This window comes from Burkholderia sp. RF2-non_BP3, from assembly GCF_001522185.1.
In the GTDB taxonomy this organism is placed as follows: Bacteria; Pseudomonadota; Gammaproteobacteria; order Burkholderiales; family Burkholderiaceae; genus Burkholderia; species Burkholderia diffusa.
The window spans coordinates 26,251-47,499 of the sequence record NZ_LOSU01000009.1; the positions used below are offsets into that span (position 1 = coordinate 26,251).

Consider the following 21,249-nt stretch of genomic DNA (forward strand, 5'->3'; position numbering starts at 1 on the left):
ACGACTTGCAAAGACGACGGCGGCCGCGCATGAGCGGCCGCCGTTCTTACATCGCTCAAGCCGCCGAATGCGCGACGCGCAGCATGTCGTGCACGCCGGACGTCATCAGCGCGAGAAACGCGAGCAGGCCGACGTAGAAAAGCGCGTAGGTCGTTTTCGTCTCGACCGACGTCGTGTAGTACGCGCGGTTCTCCGGCGCGTCGGGATCGTAGCGCCAGGCGCGCTTCAACTGCGGCAACGCGAGGATCGCCATCACGATCAGGAGCGGGCTCGGCCGGTACGCGAACAGCGCGATCAGCACGGGCACGCCCGCGAACCAGATGCGCGGCGACAGCACCGCCGTGATGCGCCCGCCGTCGAACGGCGACAGCGGAATCATGTTGAACAGGTTCAGGAAGAAGCCCGTATAGGCGAGCGCGAGCAGCAGGTTGCTGTCGTAGTGCCGCGCGGCCGCGTAGCAGGCCAGCGCGCCGAGCGTGCCGACGAACGGCCCGGCCAGCCCGACGTACGCTTCGGTTTCGGCGTCGTGCGGCATCTCCTTCAGCTGGATCCACGCGCCGACGAACGGAATGAACGTCGGCAGCCCGACGTCGAGCCCGCGTCGCTGCGCGGCCATGTAGTGGCCGGCTTCGTGAACCAGCAGCAGCGCGACGAAACCGGCCGCGAAGCGCCACCCGTAAAACAGCGCGTAGACCGCGATCGACGCCAGCATGGTGCCCGCCGACATGAGCACCTTGCCGAGCTTCAGGCCGCCGAAGATCAGCAGCAGCAGCTTGGTCATTCCTTGCGCTCCATGCCGGACACGGCGGCTGCGTCGGTTGCATCGGCGACGACCGGCACGGCCGCCGGCTTCGGCTTGCGCCCGAAGAAGCGCTTCAGCGCCGCGCCGCCTGCCAGCAACGCGACCGCGCCGATCTTGAAGAACTTCACGGCGAACGCGCCGATCAGCGCGAGCAGCCCGAGCTTCTTCGCGCCGACGCCGACGATCAGCGCCGCGAGCCCGTACTCGGCGACGTGGTCGGTCGACTTGTTGAAATCGGCATAGCGCTTGCCGTCGTTGAAGCGGATGTTCGCGAGCAGGTCGTCGGCCGAAGCCTTGTACTTCGGCAGATCGGCGAGCGTCGACGCCATCGTCAGCGACAGGTAGCCGTCACGGCCGAGCACGAGCGTCCGGTAGTTCACGCCGTCGCTCTCCGCATTCGCGGCCGCGCCCTTGTCGCGGATGATCGCCGACCACACGAGCCGGTGCGTGGCGGCGTCGTACGCGGGCGCCTGCGCCCAGCCGACCACCTCGGTCTCGGGCAGCCCGCGCTCCTTGCGCGCCGGGTTGTTTTCCTCGGTGCCGGCCTGCAGGCTCTTCAGCAATTCGTCGGGTTTCCAGTCTTTCGCGTCGTCGTCGCGGATGTAGCCGCTCGGCTCGAACGACACGACCGAGATCCAGTCGGCGTCCGGGTCCTCGGGCAGCACGAGGCCGACCAGCTTCGATTCGTCGATCGAGTTGCCCATCGAGCGCAGGTAGCGTCCGGCTTCGGCGGCCGGCACGAACGATTCGCCTTCCTTCAGCTTCAGCACGGCTTCGTGCTTGACGTCGATATCGGCCGGCCCCTTCACGACGACCTTGTTGGCGGCCGCGGCGGCGGCCCTCATTTCGACCTGCGCGGCTTCGGTCTGCGCATGGCCGCTGGTTGCGGCGAGCGCGAGCATCGCCACGCAGGCGACGCGGACGGCGATTTTTTTCATTGTTGGATTCCCCTGGAATGCCTTGTCGTGAATGTGCGCGGCATCCGGCCCGTGCGTGGTGGTCGCGGGTCCGGTGCCGCCTCTCAGGTGGCACGAGGGCTATGGTAACGCAGCGTCGGCGCGCATCCGGGATCGAAATGCGGGGGCGGAAGAGAGCTTCAGGCGACAGCGGGCGGAGGCGGCGATGCACGCCCGATGCACATCGATCCGGAATGCTTACCTCGCAGGTAATGCCCGATGCGCGCGGGATTGCCTATCATCCTCGTCATGAACTCGACCGCCGCCCTTCAATCGCTCCCCCCGTCCGCCGGCCGCGCGTCCGGCATCGGCTCGCTGCTGCGCACCTGGCGTCAACGCCGGCGCCTGAGCCAGATGGCCCTCGCGCTGGAGGCCGAGGTGTCCGCGCGGCACCTGAGCTTCGTCGAATCGGGGCGCGCGCAGCCGAGCCGGGAGATGGTGCTGCATCTCGCGGAGCGCCTCGACGTGCCGCTGCGCGAGCGCAACGCGCTGCTCGTCGCGGCCGGCTATGCGCCGCTGTTTCGCGAGCGGCCCTTCTCCGATCCGCAGCTCGATGCGGCGCGCCACGCGGTCGAAGCCGTGCTGCGCGGCCACGAGCCCTACCCGGCACTCGCGGTGGATCGCCACTGGACGCTGCTCGCCGCGAACCGGATGCTCGGCGCGCTGGTCGCGCAGGCCGATCCGGCGCTCCTGCAGCCGCCCGTCAACGTGCTGCGCCTCAGTTTGCATCCTGACGGCCTCGCGCCACAGATCGTCAACTGGCACGAATGGCGCGCGCATATCCTGCACCGGCTGCAACGGCAGATCGACGCGAGCGGCGACCGCACGCTCCATGCGCTGCGCGACGAACTCGCCGCATATCCGGCACCGGCCGGCCAGCCCGACGACACGCATGCGCGCGCCGACTATGCGGACATCGCGGTGCCGCTGCGGCTGCGCACGGCCGCCGGCGAACTGACGTTCTTCAGCACGACGACGGTGTTCGGCACGCCGGTCGACGTCACGCTGTCGGAACTCGCGATCGAGGCGTTTTTCCCGGCGAACCCGGAAACGGTGGACGCGATGCGCGCGCTGGCGGACGCGCTGCCGGCTCCTCAGTGAGCATCGTCAACGACGTTCGAACGCCAGCTTCACGCCCAGCCCGAGGAGCACCGCGCCGCTCACCCGATGCATGCGGGTCAGGATGTGCGGATTACGCCGGATCGACGTCGACAGCAGGCCGGCGAACAGCGCGACCGGCCCCTTGACGAGAAACGTCAGGCCGGCAAACGTCATGCCGAGCACGAACAGCGACACCATCGGATGCGCGGCGCCCGCGGGCACGAACTGCGGCAGAAACGCGAGATAGAACAGCGCGACCTTCGGATTCGACACGTTGGACAGCGCGCCCTGCGCGAACGTGCGCCACCCGGACGCCGGCGCATCGCGACCGCTCGCGAGCGTCAGCTCGCCGGACGAACGCAGCAGCGTGATGCCGAGGTACAGCAGGTACAACGCGCCGATCATCTTCAATGCAGTGAACAGCCATTCGGATGCCTGAAGAAGCGCGCCCAGCCCGAGCGTCGCGAACATCGTATGCACTAGCAACCCGACGCTGACGCCCGCAGCGGTCACGAGGCCCGCCCGCGTGCCGCCGGATAGCGTGCGCGACATCACGAGCACCATGTCCTGGCCCGGCGTCAGAATGATCAGAAGGGAAGTGGCCATGAACGGCAACCAGGCTACGTGCGGCATCGGAATTCTCCTGAAAGCGGCACCGGGCGCGACGGACGGGAATCGCACACGCCTCCGGGGCCGGGCAGTCATCGGATTATCGGCAAGTTGCCGTGGAGAATGGCTGCGAAATTGGCTACTTTCGATGCTTGATGTGGGGTTATTCTCCAACATCGACATTCTTGGTAGCTAAAAATGCCAATCAAGCTGGACGCCATCGACCGGCGCATTTTGCGTGCGCTGCAACGAAACTCGAACCAGACGAATGCCGAGCTCGCGCAGCAGGCCGGCCTCTCGCCCACGCCCTGCCTGCGCCGCGTTCACCTGCTCGAGGAACAGGGCGTCATCGACGCATACGTCGCCCTGCTGAACCCGGCGGCCGTCGAGCTGCGATTCACGGCATTCGTGCGCGTCACGCTGGAACGCCAGGACAAGACCACCGTCGAACGCTTCGCGCGCGAGATGGAGCAGGCGCCCGAGGTGCTCGAATGCCACCTGATGGCCGGCAGCTACGACTATCTGCTGCGCGTCATCGCGAAGGATCTGGACGATTACCAGCGCTTTCAGATGGAGACGCTCACCCGGATCGAAGGGGTACGCAACGTCGAAACCGAGATCCCGCTGAAGCGCATCAAGCAGACGGTACGTCTGCCGATCTAGGCATGCGGAAAGGCGAGGGCGTGCGCGCTGCCGTCATCGGATCGATGCGCCGGAACACTACAGTGACGTCCGTTCGTACAAGATCCTGAAATGCCGTTCGCCGTCCGGGCCACACCGGCGGCGGCACCCGATTTTCTCCGGCACCTTCTTCATCGTTCTCGGCATTTCGTTCCTGGCGGCGATCGGGTGGCGGGCCGAGGCGAATATCAGAAAGGAAGAAACCGCGAAGCATCCGGCGCTCGAGAAAAGCGCGCGTCTGCCGTGCATCGAGATGCCGCCCGGTACGCGGCTGTCGCTCTCGCGCGCCGGCGACATGAAATCGATCGAGAAAGCCGAGTTCCCGCACGCGGTCGATGTCTACGGCATTCCCGTCGTCGCAATGACGGTCGGGACGGAATTCGACGATGAAGTGCCGCACGACGAGACGCCTACCCGCACGAGCGCGCCGCACCACCTGCCCACCACCGCCCCCCCTCACCGACCGAGTTTCTCCCGAAACATAGCGTTCAGACGCCGCGGCAAACATAGGCTCGGCCGAGGCCAATCAAAATGCGTCGTCGCGGCTCGAGCTTCGGATCCCCGAAGTCCGGATGTGGCCGCGACCGAAGCACGTAGCTGCGATCCGTGCGCGGTTCTTGTCTCTTCAATACCGGCGAATGTCGAATTTGATTAGTAGACCTTTTGTTTGCCGGATGGACAGGCGGCACCTGTCACGAAAGAGACACGAACGATTCGATGCGAGCGTGAAATCGTGCGCGGACCGTGCAAAACACAACACGACTTTTACATTGAGCCTGGGAACACGAAATGAACAAGCATCAACGAGGGTTGGAACTTTCCGCACGACGCGCACCGAAGAAGTCGAAGGCCACGCTTGCCGTCGCGGTCAGCGCCGCCATGGTCGCATTCGCCGCCTCCGCGCCGGCGCGGGCCGACTACGTGCAGAACGGCACATCGACCGAAACGTCGGGCGGCTGCGTCGGCAACATCGCGATCTCGGGAAGCAGCACGTATCCGGCGGCCGCAACGGGTTGTGACAACGTGGCAATCGGCACCGCGGCGGTGGCGAACTCCGGTTCGTCGACCGGCGCCTATAGCGAAACCGTCGCGATCGGCCGCATGGCCGGCGCGACCGGCACGCAGGCAACCGCGGTCGGCGGCAATTCCACCGCCAACGGAGACCACGCAACGGCGCTCGGCGCGCTTACCCGAGCAACCGGTATCCAGGCGACGGCAGTCGGCGACGGCGCGATCGCCAATGGAGCCACCGCGTCGGCATTCGGTCAGGGTGCCTCGGCCGTCGACCAGGCAACGGCGGTCGGACAAGGCGCGAGCGCGACCGCGACGTTCTCGACGGCGGTCGGCAAGGGCAGCGTGGCAGCCGGCGGGACGGCCCTCGGCTTCCAGGCGAACGCCGGCGCCAACGATGCGGTCGCGCTCGGCATCGACAGCTCGGCGTCCGCAACCGGCAGCGTGGCCATCGCCCGCGCGACGGCATCCGCCGTGAACGCGGTCGCCATCGGCGAAGGCGCGAACGCCGCCGACGCGAACTCCGTCGCATTGGGCTCGAATGCAGCGACGCGCGCGTTCACGACCGTGAGCAGCGTAACGCTCAACGGCGTCAGCTACAGCGGCTTCGCGGGCACGCCGGTCGGTGTGGTCAGCGTCGGCAGCGCCGGTGCCGAGCGGCAGATCGTGAACGTCGCGGCCGGTGCAATCAGCTCAACCAGCACGGACGCCGTCAATGGTTCGCAGCTGTTCTCGATCGCAAGCCAGGTTTCGACGTTGACGACGGATCTCGCGGCGCTGACCACCACCGTCGGCAAGATCTCGTCGAGCGTCCCGAGCGGCACGGTGACGGACACGACGGACACCGCGATCGGCACGAATACGTCGGTCACCGCCACGAATGGAACGGCAGTCGGCAACGGCTCGAACGTCTCGGGCGACAACGGTACGGCGGTCGGCGTGAATTCGACCGTCACCGCGACGAACGGCACGGCCATCGGTACGAATTCGAAGGTCACCGCCACGAACGGCACGGCGATCGGCACCGGCTCGAACGTGTCCGGCACGGACTCCACCGCGATCGGCACGAACAGCCGCGCGAGCGCCAACAATGCCGTGGCGTTGGGCGCGAACTCGATCGCGGATCGCGACAACACGGTTTCGATCGGCGCGCCGGGTGCCGAACGCCAGTTGACCAACGTGGCCGACGGCACAGCGCCAACGGACGGCGTCAACGTGCGCCAGTTGAACGGTGCGATCAATTCGGTGCGCGAAGAAATGTCGAAGTACCGCAAGGACGCGAACGCTGGCACGGCGAGCGCGATCGCGATGGCCAACCTGCCGCAGGCCGTGCTGCCCGGCGAGAAGGTCGTTGCGCTCGGCGGCGGCACGTACGGCGGTCAAAGCGCGATGGCGGTCGGCCTGTCGGTCGCGACGACGAAATGGCTCGTCAAAGGCTCGATCACGACGGCGGTGTCGGGCCACGGCTCGTTCGGCGCCGGCGCGGGCGTCGGCTATCGCTGGTAGGCGACACCGAGCTGCGCAGCGCCGGCGGACGGCTTGCCGACGCTACGTATACAGCGACGCCTGCGGCAATTCCCCCGTCAACGCGAACCGGCCGACGTCGCGCAGCCGGTAGTCGAGCGGATCGTGCAGCGTATGCGTGCGCGCGTTGCGCCAGAAGCGGTCGAGGCCGAGCGATGCGGCCGTCGCGCGCGCGCCGCACGCATCGAACAGCGCCTCGCCGTTGTCGAGCGCCGCGCGCTGCGCGACGATCTTCGCGTCCGACACCGCGAGCGCCACTTCAGCACGTTCGCCAGCCGTCAGCGCGTCGCGCCGCGTCCATGCGCGCTGCAACGCGACGGCCGCGCGATCGGCCAGCGACGCCGCCGCAACCGCCCGCACGCGCATGTCGCCGAAGCGCTGCAGCGTATAGGGATCGTCGCTCGCCTGCGCGACGCCCGAGTCAATCCACGGCCGGCCGTGCGCCAGCACGTATTCGCGCGCCTCGGCCAGCGCGCCTTCCGCAAGCCCGACGAACAGGTTCGTCAACACGAGCTGCGACACCAGCGTGCGCAGCGTCGCGCGCGGCGTCGGCGGCGTCTCGGACCGGTGCAGCACGTCGTCCGGCGCGAGCGTCACGCCGTCGAAGCGCACGCTGCCGCTGTCGGTCTGGCGCTGGCCGACCGGATCCCAGTCGTCGTTGACCGTGATCCCGTCGCGATCGGTCGGCACGACGCCGAACACGGCGCGGCCCGTTTCCGGATCGTGCGCGGACACGGTCATCCGCTGCGAGCCGCGCGTGCCCGAGCAGAATCCCTTCACGCCGTCGAGCCGGTAGCCGCCGTCCGGCGTCGCGGTCGCCACCAGCCGCGTGTCGAGCGGGTTCACGGCATTGCCCCACCACCAGCGATGCTCGACCGTGCCGCGCAGATAGCGTTCGCGCTGCGCCGCACTGCCCCACACGTCGACGCTCACCACCTGCAGTATCTGGAACCCGACCAGATGCGCGAGCGCGCTGTCGACGCGCGCGATCCGCCGGATCGTGTCGTAGATCGCCGGCCACTCGGCTTCCTGTCCGCCGAATTCGCGCGGCACCGCGAGCGTCAGCAGGCCCGCGTCGGCGAGCCGCTGCTTCTCGTCGGCCGCATGACCGCCCGCGCGGTCGCGCGCGGCGGCCGTCGCACGCAGCGCGTCGATCGCACGCGCCAGCGCATCGGCGTCGATCGCGCTGGCGTCGGAGTCCGGCGCCAGCGTCGCCGGGCCGCGAGGATCGTTCATGCGACGGCTTCCTGCGCAACGGTTGCGTGCGCAACGACATCGCTCGACAGCGGCACCAGCGCGCCGAGTCGACGGCCGGTCAGCCGCGACAGGATCTCGCGCCGCCAGTCGTCGTAGATCGCGCGGTATTCGGCGATATCGGCACCGAACACGTGCGCGGTGTGCGCATATTCGTCGTGCAGATAACCGTCGAGCCGTGCCTGCGTTTCCTCGTCGGCCGCGATCACGCGATCGATCAGCGCGTCGCGCTCGGCGGCCGGCAGCGCCTTCAACGTGTCGAACCACCACTGGACGATCTGCACGCGATGCCACTCCTCGTCCGGTCGAATCCGGTTCTCGCCGTGCTCGCGCATCGCGCCGTCGGCGATGCGGCCGGTCTTGCGCTGAATCCACAGCTTCGCGAGGATGTGCAGTTCGTAATGCCATTCGAACGCGAGAAAGCCCGCGACGTCGCGCACCGCGATGTCTCCGATGCGTTCCCAGTGCGCGGCGACGAGCCGATCGACTTCCGGCAGCGGATCGCGGCCCGTCAGTTCGGTCACGCGTTCGCGACCGATCACGGCGTGCGCGCCGTCGTCGCCGAGCTGACGCGACAGGATCAGCTGGAAATGCGGGTCGTCGCGGAACAGCGTGTCGATCGCCTTCGCGACGACCTGCACGATGAACAGGTCGTGCGACGCCATCTTCGTGTAGTAGTCGGCGACGGCGGCCCGTTCGTCTTCATCGCGAGGCTCGCGCGGCGGTGTCGCCAGCTTGTCCGGGAAGTCGGGGCGATGGCGTCGCGCGACGTCCAGAAACAGCGCTTCCTCGAATTGTCCGTTCCATTCGCGCGGCGCGCCGGTAGGTAAGGTCATGGGTATGGTTCTCTCAGGGTCTTCAATGAAAAGAGCCGGCGCTCGTGGCGCCGCTCAGGTACGCCGGGTCACGCGTCGGACCAGGCGGTCGCCCGTGATTTGCACGGCCGAAACGAGTGCGATCAGGATCACGATCACGGTCACCATGACGGTGGTGTCGAAGCGCTGGTAGCCGTAGCGGATCGCGAGATCGCCGAGCCCGCCCGCGCCGACGGCGCCGGCCATCGCGGTCGAGCCGATCAGCGCGACGACGGTGATCGTGAAGCCGCCGAGCATGCCGGGCAGCGCCTCAGGCAGCAGCACGTGCCACACGATGTGGCGACGTTTCGCGCCCATCGCGAGCGCGGCCTCGATCAGCCCGCGATCGACTTCGCGCAGGCTCACCTCGGCAATCCGCGCGAAGAATGGAATCGCGGCGATCGACAGCGGCACGACGGCCGCCCACACGCCGATGGTCGTGCCGATCAGCACGCGCGTGAACGGCAGCAGCGCGACGAGCAGGATGATGAACGGCGTCGAGCGGAACACGTTGACGAGCGCGCCGAGCACCGCGTTCACGCCGCGCCGCGCGTAGATGCCGCCCGGCGCGGTCGTCACGAGGATCACCGCGAGCGGGATGCCGATCAGCGCGGCGATCGCGGCCGACGCGGCGACCATCGACAGCGTGTCGCGGATCGCGTCGAGCAGTTCGGGCCACCAGAGTTCAAACATAGCCGAGCACCTCCGCGTGGTTCGCATGGCGGCGTGCGCGTTCGAGCAGTGCCGCGACCGCGCCGCCGCGTGCCGGCGGCTGCCCCGCGTCATCCGCGCGCGGCGATGCCGCGATCACGAGACGCCCCTGCGCATGGCCCTGGATCCGCTCGATCCCGCCGTGCAGAAAGCGCACCGAACCGCCGAGCGCCGCCGCGAGCGCGCCGACGTCCGGCTCGCCGCCGCTCTCGCCCGTATAGCGAACGTCGAGCACCACCTGCGCGCCGTCGGGCAGCGCGGCCTGCTCGGGCAACGGCCGCACGCGCGCGGCCAGTTCGGCCGGCAGGTCGTGCACGAGCGTGCTGAGCAGCGCCCGCGTCGCGCCGTGGCGCGGTTCGCCGAACACGCGCCACACCGGGCCCGTTTCGACGACCTCGCCCTGCTCGATCACCGCGACCGTGTCGCAGACCGCGCGAATCACTTCCATCTCGTGCGTGATCAGCACGATCGTCAGCCCGAGGCGGCGGTTGATGTCGGCGAGCAACGCGAGGATCGATTGCGTCGTCTCGGGATCGAGCGCCGAGGTCGCCTCGTCGCACAGCAGCACCTCCGGGTCGTGCACCAGCGCCCGTGCGATGCCGACGCGCTGCTTCTGGCCGCCCGACAGGCTCGCCGGATACGCGTCGCGCTTCGCGGCGAGCCCGACGAGTTCGAGCAGCGCCTCGGCCTTGCGCGTGCGCTCGGCCTTCGGCACGCCGGCGATCTTCAGCGGCAGCGCGACGTTCTCGAACACCGTCTTCGCCGACAGCAGGTTGAAATGCTGGAACACCATGCCGGTGCGACGCCGCAGCGCGACGAGCCCGTCCTCGTCGAGCGCGCCGACGTCGACGCCCTGCACGCGTACGCTGCCCGAACTCGGCCGCTCGAGGCCGTTCACGAGCCGCAGCAGCGTCGACTTGCCGGCACCGCTGCGGCCGATGATCCCGAACACCTCGCCGCGCCGCACGTCGAGCGTCACGTCGCGCAGCGCGGCGGCCTGGCCGCGCGGCGTCGAGAACACCTTGCCGACGTGCGCGAGCGACACGGCGGCGCCGTCGGCGCGCGCGGCCGCTTCGTCAAGCGCCCCTTGTGCGTGCGCGCCTGCGCCGGCCCGCGCGGCCGAAGCCTCGATGAAACCCAGCGTATCGAACAATTGCGTCATCGCTTCGCTCCGTCACGTTCATGCATGCGCGGGATGCGCGGGTTCCGTCGCCGGCGCGGCGGTGGGCCGGTGCCGCGCGCCCGTGTGCCAGGCCGGCAGCCGTGCGCCGGCGCCGAACAGTTTCTCGCGCAGCGTCGGGGCGGGATCGTAGTCTTCCTTGTAGACGCCGCGGTTCTGCAATTCCGGCACGACCCAGTCGACGAAATCCTCGAACGACTCGGGCATCACGGTGCGCGTCAGGTTGAAACCGTCGATGCCCGTCTCGTCGATCCACGACTGCAGTTCGTCCGCGACCTGCGACGGCGAACCGACGATCGGCGCATAGCGGCCGCCCAGCGACATCTGTTCGAGCATCCGGCGCACGGTCCACGTGCCGGTCGTGCTCTTGCGCGAGATCGCGTCGACGGCCGACTGGATCGAGTCGGTCTTCACGTACGAGATCGGCTCGTCGAGGCCGTACTTCGCGAAGTCGATGCCGGTCGAGCTCGCGAAATGCGCGAGGCCGGCTTCCGGGCTCGCGTAGCGCCGGTATTCGTCGAACTTCTCGCGCGCGAGACGTTCGGTCTCGGCGGTCACGACGCTCACGCCGGCGAAAATCCTGATCGATGCCGGGTCGCGCCCCTGCCGTGCGGCGGCCGCGCGAATGTCGAGCGCGGCCGCGCGCGCGGCGGCCTTGCTCTGCCCGTTCACGAACACGCATTCCGCATGCCGCCCCGCGAATTCGACGCCGCGCGCCGACGAACCGGCCTGGTACAGCACCGGCGTGCGCTGCGGCGACGGCTCGCTCAGGTGAATCGCGTCGACCGAATAGAACGGCCCGTCGTGCTTCACGCGCCGCACCTTGCCCGGCTGCGCGAACACGCGCGCGTGCGCATCGCGGATCACCGCGTCGTCGTCCCAGCTCAGTTCCCACAGCTTGTAGACGACGTCCATGTAATCGTCCGCGCGTTCGTAGCGGTCGTCGTGGCCGATCTGCTGCGCGAGGCCCATCCCGCGCGCGGCGCTGTCGAGATAGCCGGTCACGATGTTCCAGCCGACGCGCCCCTTCGTCAGATGGTCGAGCGTCGACATGCGGCGCGCGAACAGGTAAGGCGGCTCGTAGGTCAGGTTCGCGGTCACGCCGAAGCCGAGATGTTGCGTGACCTGCGCCATCGCGGGCACGAGCAGCAGCGGATCGTTGACGGGCACCTGCACCGATTCGCGCAGCGCGGCGTCCGGGCCGCCGCCGAACACGTCGTACACGCCGACGATGTCCGCGAGGAAGATCCCGTCGAACTTGCCGCGTTCGAGCGTCCGCGCGAGATCGGCCCAGTAGTCGAGATCGGTGTAGTGCGCGGAGCGGTCGCGCGGATGCGTCCACAGCCCTTGGTTGATGTGCCCGACGCAGTTCATGTTGAACGCGTTGAGCAGGATCTTCTTGCGGTTCGCCGTCGTCATGTCGCCTCCGTCACCACGCGATCGCGTACAGCGAGCCGAACGCGTTGTCGAGCGCCCGGCGCACCGCCGGCGAGTGCTGGTAGATCGCGATGAACTTGCGGATGCGCGCATCGTTCACGCTCTCCGGCCGCACGACCCACTGGATCGCGAAGTTCTTGTTCTCGGTGCCGTCGAACAGCAGCGCGCTGTTCGGGTCGGTCGTGCCGGCGAGCTTGATGAAGCTCGGGTAGCCCTGCGCAAGGTCGACGTCGTCGAGCGAGCGCGCGAGCTGCGACGCTTCGAGCGGGATGATCTTCAGGTGTTTCGGATTCGACACGATGTCGTGCGTCGTCGCGCGGTAGTCGGCGCCCGGCTTCAGCGTGATGAGGCCCGCGCGCTGCAGCAGCAACAGCCCGCGCCCGCCGTTCACCGGATCGTTCGCGATCGCGACGCGCGCGCCGTCCTTCAGCTCGTCGAAGCGCTTCACCTTCTTCGAATAGAGGCCGATCTTCATGATCGTGCCGGGCGCGATCGATACGAAGTTGTAGCCGCCCTGCTTCTTCGCGTTCTCGAGAAACGGAATGTGCTGGAAGTAGTTGACGTCGATGTCCTTGTTCGCGAGCGCCGCGTTCGGCGTATTCCAGTCGGTGAACTCGACGATCCGCACGTCGAGGCCCTGCTCCTTCGCCTCCTTCGCGGCGATCTTCAGCGCATCGATCTGCGGGCTCGTCGAGATGCCGACCTTCAACGGCGCGGTATCGGCGCGCGCGCCGTTCAGCATCGCGACGCCGAGCAGCGCGGCGACCAGCAGGCTGGCCACGCGGCCGGGGGAAAAGCGGGTGGAAAAGACGGCATGCAGCATGGGAACCACTCTCCTGTCCAAAGACGGTATCGACGGATGAGCGACGCCGCGGCGAACGCGCGGGCGTTCTCCGGATGGTCGTCGTCGCATCGGAAAAGGATCAGTCGATGATAGAGAGCGGCGGGAAGGCGGTCTACGAAGCGATTGTGCGAAGAAAATCGCGTGCGGCGATATGGCGCGCGATCCGCCGCGCGGGCAGCCGCCCGGATGGCCAGTTGGCCGAAATCTCGGCCTGGCCGGCGGGCGAATTCCGAAATCTCGGCCACCTGCGGCTGCAACCCTTTCCGCAGACGAAACAAATCCGTTATGAATCAATGCATTGAAAATATTCCGGCAGGCCGGATTTCTGGCACGGGGGTTGCGTAATAGACGGCACACGATGCCGCGAAGCCATGCAGGCATTCCAACATCAGGAGACACGTCTTGCAGACCTCAATCCCTACCCCCACCCGTGCCGAGCCGATTGCCGAAGCCGGTCCCGCCACGCGCGAGCGCTTCTGGCCTGAAGGCTGGTGGAAGCTGATGGAAATCCGCATCGGCATCATCCCGCTGCCGGTCTACGTGATCCTGTTCGGGCTGATCGTCGGCTTCGCGGTGACGGGCAAGGTGCCCGGCGAGATCTCGATGGCGATCGCCGTGCTCGCGTTCTTCGGCTTCACCTGCGCGGAACTCGGCAAGCGCCTGCCGCTCTTGCGCAACATCGGCGCGGCCGCGATCTTCGCGACCTTCGTGCCGTCGGCGCTCACCTACTACCACGTGCTGCCGAAGCCCGTGCTGAACCTCACCGTCGAGTTCACGAAGTCGACGAACTTCCTGTACCTGTTCATCGCGTCGATCATCGTCGGCAGCATCCTGAGCATGGACCGGCGCGTGCTGATCCAGGGCTTCGTGAAGATCTTCATTCCGCTCGCCGCCGGCTCGGTCGCGGCCGCGATCGTCGGCACGGCGGTCGGCACCGCGCTCGGCCTCGGCGCGCGCCACACGCTGCTGTACATCGTCGTGCCGATCATGGCGGGCGGCGTCGGCGAAGGCGCGATTCCGCTGTCGATCGGCTATTCGGAACTGATGCACCTGCCGCAGGGCGAGATGTTCGCGATGGTGCTGCCGCCGGTGATGCTCGGCAGCCTGACCGCGATCATCCTGTCGGGCGCGCTCGACATGCTCGGCAAGCGCCTGCCGCACCTGACCGGCAACGGCCGCCTGCAGGTCGGCGAAAGCGGCGACATGACGCCGGAAAGCGAGGAAATCCGCGGCCACGTCGACGTCACGCACATCGCGGGCGCCGGCATCACGGCGATCACGCTGTACCTCGTCGGCCTGATGGCGCACAAGCTGTTCGGCCTGCCCGCGCCGGTCGCGATGCTGTTCCTCGCGGTGCTGGTGAAGCTCGCGCGCGCGGTGTCGCCGCCGCTGCAGGAAGGCGCGTTCGTCGTCTACAAGTTCTTCTCGACCGCCGTCACGTATCCGCTGCTGTTCGCGATCGGCGTCGCGATGACGCCGTGGGACAAGCTGACCGCCGCCTTCACGATCGTCAACGTCGTCACGATCGTGTCGACCGTCGCGACGCTGATGGGCACGGGTTTCGTGGTCGGCCGCCTGCTGAAGATGTACCCTATCGACACCGCAATCGTGAACGCCTGCCACAGCGGGCAAGGCGGCACCGGCGACGTCGCGATCCTGACCGCCGCGAACCGGATGCAGCTGATGCCGTTCGCGCAGATCGCGACGCGCATCGGCGGCGCAATCGTCGTCACGGTGACGCTGATCCTGGTCGCGCACTTCGGATGACGCGCCGCTGCGCGCACCGTCGCGCAGGCTGCTTCGCACGCGCCGCCGCCGGCCCTGCCGGCGCGCGGCGCGCGTCGTTCGGGGCGTCGCTCCGGGGGCCGGTTGCGGACGACCGGTTGCGGGCTTCGATGAGGGCGAACGTGCAGAAGAGCTTCAAGGGAATCCCGTGGTGGGGGTGGGCGTCGGCCGCCGTGCTGTATGTCGGCGTGGCGGGCGCGGCCGTCGATTTCGCATGGGAACGCGCGATCGACGCGCTCGAGGAAACCGGCGCGCATCGGCTCGACCTGTACGCATCGAGCCTGAAGAGCGAACTCGGCCGCTTCGAGATCCTGCCCGGCCTGGTCGCCCGCCAGGACGGCGTGCGCACGCTGCTGCGCGCCGCGCCGCAAGACCGGCCCGCGCTCACGCACACCGTGAACACGTATCTCGAAGCCGTGAACCGCGACGCGGGCAGCGGTGCCGTCGACGTGATCGACCTGCAGGGCGAAGTGATCGCCGCCAGCAACTGGAACGAGACGATCAGCTTCGTCGGCACCAACGTGTCGTACCGGCCGTACTTCAAGGATGCCCTGGCGCACGGCAGCGGCCGCTTCTTCGGGATCGGCACCAACACCGGCGTGCCGGGCGTCTACTTCGCGAGCGCGGTGCGCGACGACGGCGTGCCGATCGGCGCGACCGCCGTGAAGATCAGCGTCGACCCGCTCGAATCCGCGTGGCGCGCGCCGGGGGTCGCCGCGATGGTGGTCGACGGCAACGGCGTGGTCGTGATCTCGACCGAGCCGGCGTGGAAATTCACCGCGCTGCGCCCAATCACCGCGCAGCAGCAGCGCGACATCCAGGCGTCGCGGCAATACGCGGGCCGCACGGTCGACGTGCTGCCGTACCGCCACATCGGCGACCGCAGCGCCGCCGCATGGTTCGGCACGTTCCCGGATCCGCGTCACGCCGGTCGCAGCACACGCTATCTCGTGATGTCGCGGCCCGCGCCGCAGGCCGGCGACTCGCTGATGGTGCTGCTCGACATCGCCGGCGCGCGGCGCCAGCAGCAAACCGCGTTCGTGTTCGTCACCGGCGCGTTCCTGATCGCCGCGCTGCTGGTCGGCTACGCGATCCAGCGCCGCCGGGCGATCGTCGCGCGGCTGAACGCGCAGGACGCGCTGCGCCGCGCGAACGACCGGCTCGAGTTGACCGTCGCGCAGCGCACGGCCGCGCTGACGGCCGCGAACGAGCGGATGCAGCGCGAGATCGTCGAACGCGAACGCACCGAGCAGCGGCTGCGCGATTCGCAGCAGGAAGTCGTGCACGCGGGCAAGCTCGCGGTGCTCGGGCAGATGGCCGCGGGCCTCACGCACGAGCTGAACCAGCCGCTCGTCGCGATCCGCACGCTGTGCGACAACGCACGCACGTTCTTCGAGCGCGGCCAGCCGGCGCCGGCATACGCCAATCTCGAACGGATCGGCAAGCTGGTCGACGGCATGGCCGTGCTCACCGGCGAGCTGAAGACCTTCGCGCGCAAGCCCGACGTCGAGCGCGTCGCCGTGTCGCTGAACGAGGCCGTCGCGCACGCGCGGCTCATCTACGATGCGCGGATCCGCGACGAAGGCGTGCAGCTCGACGTGAACATCGCGCCCGGCACGACGGTATCCGCGGAATCGAGCCAGTTGCAGCAGGTGATCGTGAACCTGCTCGGCAACGCGCTCGACGCGGTGCATGACGCGCCCGTGCGGCGCATCGTCATCGAAGCCGACGATGCGGACGCAGCCGGCCGCGTGCGCCTCACCGTCGCCGACAGCGGCGCCGGCATCGCGCCGGAGGTGCTGCCGCACCTGTTCGAGCCGTTCGTCACCACCAAGCCGCGCGGCCAGGGCCTCGGGCTCGGCCTCGCGATCACGTCGCGCATCGTCGAGGCGTTCGGCGCGAAGATCGCCGCGACGAACCGCGACGCCGGCGGCGCGCAGTTCACCATCGAATTCGCGGCGGTCACGCCGCAACAAAGGACAGAGCATGGAAGATGAGATTCGCGTGCTGGTCGTCGAGGACGATGAAAACGTCCGGATCGGCGTCGAGCAGGCCGTCGCGCTCGCGGGGTTCCCGGTCGACGCGTTCGCGTCGGCCGCCGACGCGCTCGCGCACGTCGCGCCCGGCGCGCCCGTCGTGATCGTGTCGGACGTGCGGATGCCGGGCATCGACGGGCTGCAGCTGCTCGAACGCGTGATGGCCGTCGATACGCAGATTCCGGTCGTGCTGATCAGCGGCCACGCCGACATTTCGACGGCCGTCGGCGCGATGCAGGACGGCGCATACGACTTCATCGAGAAGCCATTTTCGTCGGACGTGATCGCCGGCCGCGTCGCGCGCGCGGTCGAGAAGCGCAGGCTCACGCTCGAGGTGCAGGGGCTGCGCGCGGCGCTCAACAACTGGCAAGGTATCGAGGCGTTCGTGCTCGGCAAGTCGCCCTCGATGGCCGACGTGCGCAAGAAGATCCTGCGCCTCGCCGATACGTCGGTGTCGGTGCTCATCACCGGCGAGACGGGCACCGGCAAGGAACTGATCGCGCGCAGCCTGCACGACTTCGGCGGCCGGCGCGATGCGCATTTCGTCGCGCTGAATTGCGGCGGCCTGCCCGAGCAGGTGTTCGAGAGCGAGCTGTTCGGCCACGAGGCCGGCGCGTTCACCGGCGCGATCAAGAAGCGCATCGGCAAGATCGAATGGGCGCACGGCGGCACGCTGTTTCTCGACGAGATCGAGACGATGCCGATTCCGCTGCAAATCAAGATGCTGCGCGTGCTGCAGGAACGCGTGGTGGAGCGGCTCGGCGCGAACGAGCTGATTCCGGTCGATTGCCGCGTCGTCGCCGCGTCGAAGGCCGATCTCGCCGAACTCGCGGCCGACGGGCGCTTCCGCGCGGACTTGCTGTATCGGCTCAACGTCGCGCAGATCGAGCTGCCGCCGCTGCGCGAGCGGCGCGAGGACGTGCCGCTGCTGTTCGAGCATTTCGTGCTCGCGGCCGCGCGGCGCTTCGGGCAGCCGGCGCCGGTCGTCACCGCTGCGCAGGTGTCCGAACTGATGACGCATGCATGGCCCGGCAACGTGCGCGAACTGCAGAACGTGGCCGATCGCTTCGTGCTCGGGCTGACCGGCGACAGCCTGCTGTCGTCCGGCGGCGAACCGGCGGCGGGCGGCACGCTTGCCGAGCAGATGGCGTATTTCGAGCGGATGCTGATCGAGGACATGCTGCGGCGTCACAACGGCAACGTGGCGGATGCGAGCGTTGCGCTCGGCATGCCGAAGAAGACGCTTTATCACAAGCTGCGCAATCTGCGGATTCCCGCGCGCGGCGACGCGGCGGCCGACGGCGGCGAATGAAGCGAAAGGATACGCACGGCATGGATCGCATCGACATCACCGCACGCGGCCGCATCGACGGCCACCTGATCCGCGGTGTCACCCGAGCACACAAGACGTTCCGCCCGAGCGACTGGCCCGAACGGCTCGCGGGCGTCATCACGCTGTTCGTCGGCGAGCGGCGGCCCGGCTATCCGTGCGCGCTGTCGCGGCTCGCGATGCCGGTCGTCGACGGCGGCGTCAAATGCCTGTTCGTGTCGGACGAATTGCGCGACGTATGCACCGACGCGTTCGACTTCGCGATGCAGTTCGCCGCCGACAACGATCTTCCCGTCGAGCTTCAGACCGCGCCGGCGTTGGTGGTGCGGTAATGCGCGGGCCGCGTTCGGCGGCCTTCGCCGCGCTTTCATCCGCGCAGCCAATCATCAGATGATTGAAAGCTTCGCCACATCCCCACGCTGCGGCAAGGGTTTTCAGCCGAACCATCAATAAAATTGATCGTGACGATGAAAATTATGCGTTTTCCTTGCAGCTTGCCGTGAGGCATAGTTGCGACGTGATGACGCACCCATTGAGTTTTCAGTCATGAACATGCGAATCGAGCCGTCGGTGCTCGCGAACCCGGACCTGCAATTTGCGACGCTTTCGTCGGGCATCAGCCTGCCGTATGTCGAGCGGGGGAGCGGCGCGCCGATGGTGTTCGTGCACGGATCGTTGTGCGACTACCGTTACTGGGATCCGCAACTCGCGTCGCTGTCGGCCCACTACCGCTGCATCGCGCCGAGCCTGAGCCACTACTGGCCGGCCGTCGAAGCGGGCATCCAGGACGAGTTCAGCTGGCAGAACCACGTCGACGAGCTCGCCGAATTCATCGACGCACTCGATCTCGGCCCCGTGCATCTCGTCGGCCACTCGCGAGGCGGCAGCGTCGCGTTCAACGTCGCCCGCCAGCATCCGCACCTCGTCGACACGCTGACGCTCGCCGATCCGGGCGGCCCGCTGCAGCAGCCGGGCGTGCGCGAAGCCGCGCTGCCGGCCGCCGCGATCGCACTGCGCACGAAGGCCGTGAACCTGATCGGGGAAGGCGAAGTGGAAGCCGGCCTCGAGATGTTCGTCGATTCGGTGAGCCTGCCCGGCGCATGGAAGAAGAGCACGTCGCGCTTTCGCACGATGGCGATCGACAACGCGAGCACGCTGCCGAAGCAGCTTCAGGATCCGCTGCCCGCGTATTCGCAGCACACGGCGTCGGATATCGCGTGCCGTACGCTGCTGATCGACGGCCAGCGCAGCCCGAAGATGTTCCGCAACAACGTCGACACGCTGTCGCAATGGATCGGCGATGCGCAACGGCAGACCGTCGCCGGTGCGTCGCACGGGATGAACGCGGCGAGCCCCGCGGTGTTCAACCGTTACGTGCACGAGTTCGTCGCCGCGTAACGCTCGCGGGCGGCATTCGCGCCGCCCGTCTTCCTCTCTCTCTTGCAGAAGCGAAACGGCGCACGCAATCCGCATCGTTTCGCATCCCTCTGCGTCACGCCACTGGCGCCGCCTTGCGCGTCACCGCCTCCGGCAATCCGAACACGCTGTCGAACGCCCAGTTGTACGTAAACGTGAAGATCGGGAAGAACACGATCAGCACCGCGTCGTACAGGAACGCCTGCACCAGCGACACGTCGAGCCACCACGCGATCAGCGGGATCAGGAACGTCACGAGCGCGACCTGAAAACCGATCGCATGCACGACGCGCCGCGCGACGGTGCGCGTCGTTTCCGCGCGGCGCCGCTCCCACGCCTCGAACCCGAGGTTGTACAGAAAATTGACGATGACGCCCGTCGTCGAGATCATCACGCCGAGCAGGCCGCTCGTCGTCGCGCTCGCGCCGCTCAGCATGCCGAGCACCGACGATGCGACGAGGATGCCGAGCACCTCGAACATCACGACGTAGACTATGCGTCTCTTCCATCCTTGCATGACCCACCACCTTCATATCGAACGAGGTGGCGAGACTACAGCGGGCACTTCGCCCGCAAAAGTCAGGTCCTTTCAATTTTTCTGACAGGAGGCCGCCGATGCTGACCAGCGACCACATCGACATGCTGCTGACCGTCATCGACAAAGGCTCGTTCTCGGTGGCCGCGCGCGCGCTCGGCCGCACGCCGTCGGCGGTCAGCATGGCGATCGCGAACCTCGAGGCCGAGCTGGACCTCGTGCTGTTCGATCGCGGCACGCGCGAGCCCACGCCGACCGCCGCGATGGCCGCGCTGCTGCCCGATGCGCGGTCGATCGCCGAACGGTTGCAGGCGTTGCGCGCGCATGCGCAGCACTTGTCGGAAGGCGTCGAGGACACGCTGCGGCTCGGCCTCGCGGCGGAGCTCGACGGCGCGCCCGTTGCGCGCGCACTGACCGCCGTCGCCGCGAAATATCCGGCGCTCGCGATCAGCATCGTCACCGCGCCGCAGGACGCGATCGTCGACGCATTGCATCGCGGCGCGGTTGATCTCTGCGTCGCGTACGGCGGGCTCGATCTTCATCCGCAGGAACAGATCCACGCGCTGTGGACCGAAACGCTGATCGCCGTCGCCGCGCCCGGCCATCCGTCGATCGCCGAAGGCGCGCATCCCGAGGCGATCGAACGGCTGTCGGGGTTTCGGCAGATCGTCATCGCGGACCCGGAACGGCCGCTCACCGACGTGCGTCCCGTGATCGGCAACCGCACGTGGAAGGTGACCGACATGGCCACCGCGATCGCGCTCGTGAAGGCCGGACACGGCTGGGCGAACCTGCCCGAATCGCTGATCGGCCGGCATGTCGAAGACGGCGAACTGGCGCCGCTCGTCTTCGCGAACATCCGCAACGGGCTGCCGCTGCCCGTGTACCTGCGCCGGCCGAAGTACACGGGGCTCGGCAAGGCGGCCAGCGAACTGGTGCGGGCGCTGCGGGCGGAAAGCGACAACAGGTAAGCGGTGCGGCGGCGAACGCCGCCGCAGCGTTGGTCAATGCCCGACGGCTAGACCGTTAGTTGCAGTTGCTTCGCGTCTTCCGGCAGTCCCCGATTCGCCCTGGGACCTGCAACCGGAGCGACGCACATGGCGACACCGGGACAAAAGGCCAATAAAAAACCCGATCCGCGTCACCACGGATCGGGTTCTTCGATCGACCGCCTGTTACGGCA

The 21,249-nt window shown here is 68.0% G+C and carries 21 protein-coding genes; 10 read left to right on the forward strand and 11 right to left on the reverse strand.

All coding sequences use genetic code 11. From position 1 onward, the window contains the following. Positions 1-55: 55 nt before the first annotated feature. Both WS45_RS02270 and WS45_RS02275 read right to left on the reverse strand, forming a co-directional pair. Positions 56-781: a site-2 protease family protein gene (locus WS45_RS02270; RefSeq protein ID WP_059697942.1), complete on the reverse strand. Its 726-nt coding sequence runs from the start codon at positions 779-781 to the stop codon at positions 56-58. Beyond that, positions 778-1,740: a DUF2167 domain-containing protein gene (locus tag WS45_RS02275; protein WP_059697944.1), complete on the reverse strand. Its 963-nt coding sequence runs from the start codon at positions 1,738-1,740 to the stop codon at positions 778-780. Before WS45_RS02275 ends, WS45_RS02270 begins: the two co-directional genes overlap by 4 nt. Before the next feature lie 267 nt (positions 1,741-2,007). Between WS45_RS02275 and WS45_RS02280 the strand changes: the two genes are divergently transcribed. Continuing rightward, positions 2,008-2,859, forward strand: coding sequence for a helix-turn-helix domain-containing protein (locus WS45_RS02280; RefSeq protein WP_059697946.1), 852 nt, complete (start codon positions 2,008-2,010; stop codon positions 2,857-2,859). A gap of 6 nt (positions 2,860-2,865) precedes the next feature. On the opposite strand, the gene WS45_RS02285 is transcribed toward WS45_RS02280, so the two are convergent. Then, entirely contained in the window at positions 2,866-3,492 is a 627-nt protein-coding gene (locus WS45_RS02285; protein ID WP_059697948.1) for a LysE family translocator, read from the reverse strand. Between the two features lie 174 nt (positions 3,493-3,666). Here WS45_RS02285 and WS45_RS02290 point away from each other — a divergent pair, with 174 nt between their 5' ends. Next, positions 3,667-4,131 carry an Lrp/AsnC family transcriptional regulator gene (locus WS45_RS02290; protein ID WP_082721818.1) on the forward strand — a complete coding sequence of 155 codons (465 nt, stop codon included), beginning with the start codon at positions 3,667-3,669 and terminating at the stop codon, positions 4,129-4,131. Here WS45_RS02290 and WS45_RS34675 read toward each other — a convergent pair. Then, positions 4,103-4,549, reverse strand: coding sequence for a hypothetical protein (locus tag WS45_RS34675; RefSeq protein WP_156437011.1), 447 nt, complete (start codon positions 4,547-4,549; stop codon positions 4,103-4,105). The two genes, WS45_RS02290 and WS45_RS34675, sit on opposite strands and share 29 nt — an antisense overlap. 389 nt (positions 4,550-4,938) lie before the next feature. On the opposite strand from WS45_RS34675, the gene WS45_RS02300 reads away from it, so the two are divergent. Continuing rightward, positions 4,939-6,666, forward strand: a complete 1,728-nt coding sequence (locus WS45_RS02300; RefSeq protein ID WP_059697954.1) for a YadA family autotransporter adhesin — start codon at positions 4,939-4,941, stop codon at positions 6,664-6,666. 42 nt (positions 6,667-6,708) lie between these two features. Here WS45_RS02300 and WS45_RS02305 read toward each other — a convergent pair whose 3' ends face one another. The 6 genes from WS45_RS02305 to WS45_RS02330 are packed head-to-tail and all read right to left on the reverse strand — an operon-like array spanning position 6,709 to position 12,943. Beyond that, a complete protein-coding gene (locus WS45_RS02305; protein WP_059697957.1) occupies positions 6,709-7,920 on the reverse strand; it encodes an acyl-CoA dehydrogenase family protein in 1,212 nt (403 codons plus the stop codon). After that, positions 7,917-8,774 carry a hypothetical protein gene (locus WS45_RS02310; protein WP_059528427.1) on the reverse strand — a complete coding sequence of 286 codons (858 nt, stop codon included), beginning with the start codon at positions 8,772-8,774 and terminating at the stop codon, positions 7,917-7,919. Before WS45_RS02310 ends, WS45_RS02305 begins: the two co-directional genes overlap by 4 nt. 54 nt (positions 8,775-8,828) lie before the next feature. Beyond that, complete coding sequence (locus WS45_RS02315) at positions 8,829-9,485, reverse strand: methionine ABC transporter permease (protein WP_047902352.1); 657 nt, start codon at positions 9,483-9,485, stop codon at positions 8,829-8,831. Next, positions 9,478-10,665: a methionine ABC transporter ATP-binding protein gene (locus WS45_RS02320; RefSeq protein ID WP_059697959.1), complete on the reverse strand. Its 1,188-nt coding sequence runs from the start codon at positions 10,663-10,665 to the stop codon at positions 9,478-9,480. Before WS45_RS02320 ends, WS45_RS02315 begins: the two co-directional genes overlap by 8 nt. 18 nt (positions 10,666-10,683) lie before the next feature. Next, on the reverse strand, positions 10,684-12,102 hold the full coding sequence (locus WS45_RS02325) for an LLM class flavin-dependent oxidoreductase (RefSeq protein WP_059697961.1): 1,419 nt from the start codon (positions 12,100-12,102) through the stop codon (positions 10,684-10,686). 10 nt (positions 12,103-12,112) lie between these two features. Continuing rightward, a complete protein-coding gene (locus WS45_RS02330) occupies positions 12,113-12,943 on the reverse strand; it encodes a MetQ/NlpA family ABC transporter substrate-binding protein (protein ID WP_059528440.1) in 831 nt (276 codons plus the stop codon). Positions 12,944-13,017: 74 nt separating this feature from the next. Between WS45_RS02330 and WS45_RS34680 the strand changes: the two genes are divergently transcribed. From WS45_RS34680 to WS45_RS02360, 6 genes are all read left to right on the forward strand, one after another. After that, the gene (locus WS45_RS34680) at positions 13,018-13,266 is read left to right on the forward strand and encodes a hypothetical protein (RefSeq protein ID WP_059697964.1); all 249 of its coding nucleotides are present in this window, start codon (positions 13,018-13,020) and stop codon (positions 13,264-13,266) included. Positions 13,267-13,366: 100 nt separating this feature from the next. Continuing rightward, complete coding sequence (locus WS45_RS02340) at positions 13,367-14,731, forward strand: 2-hydroxycarboxylate transporter family protein (protein WP_059692283.1); 1,365 nt, start codon at positions 13,367-13,369, stop codon at positions 14,729-14,731. 128 nt (positions 14,732-14,859) lie between these two features. After that, entirely contained in the window at positions 14,860-16,746 is a 1,887-nt protein-coding gene (locus WS45_RS02345; RefSeq protein WP_059692307.1) for a sensor histidine kinase, read from the forward strand. Beyond that, on the forward strand, positions 16,736-18,097 hold the full coding sequence (locus tag WS45_RS02350; RefSeq protein ID WP_059692282.1) for a sigma-54-dependent transcriptional regulator: 1,362 nt from the start codon (positions 16,736-16,738) through the stop codon (positions 18,095-18,097). Before WS45_RS02345 ends, WS45_RS02350 begins: the two co-directional genes overlap by 11 nt. Positions 18,098-18,117: 20 nt before the next feature. Continuing rightward, a complete protein-coding gene (locus WS45_RS02355) occupies positions 18,118-18,447 on the forward strand; it encodes a DUF3579 domain-containing protein (RefSeq protein ID WP_059698222.1) in 330 nt (109 codons plus the stop codon). A gap of 214 nt (positions 18,448-18,661) precedes the next feature. Next, positions 18,662-19,513 carry an alpha/beta fold hydrolase gene (locus WS45_RS02360; RefSeq protein ID WP_059697965.1) on the forward strand — a complete coding sequence of 284 codons (852 nt, stop codon included), beginning with the start codon at positions 18,662-18,664 and terminating at the stop codon, positions 19,511-19,513. 94 nt (positions 19,514-19,607) lie between these two features. Here the strand turns inward: WS45_RS02360 and WS45_RS02365 are convergent, their stop codons facing one another. Beyond that, positions 19,608-20,048, reverse strand: coding sequence for a PACE efflux transporter (locus WS45_RS02365; RefSeq protein WP_059697967.1), 441 nt, complete (start codon positions 20,046-20,048; stop codon positions 19,608-19,610). A 98-nt stretch (positions 20,049-20,146) separates the two neighbouring features. On the opposite strand from WS45_RS02365, the gene WS45_RS02370 reads away from it, so the two are divergent. After that, positions 20,147-21,037 (forward strand): LysR family transcriptional regulator, encoded by an 891-nt coding sequence (locus WS45_RS02370; RefSeq protein ID WP_059697968.1) that lies wholly within the window; start codon positions 20,147-20,149, stop codon positions 21,035-21,037. Positions 21,038-21,249: the final 212 nt, after the last annotated feature.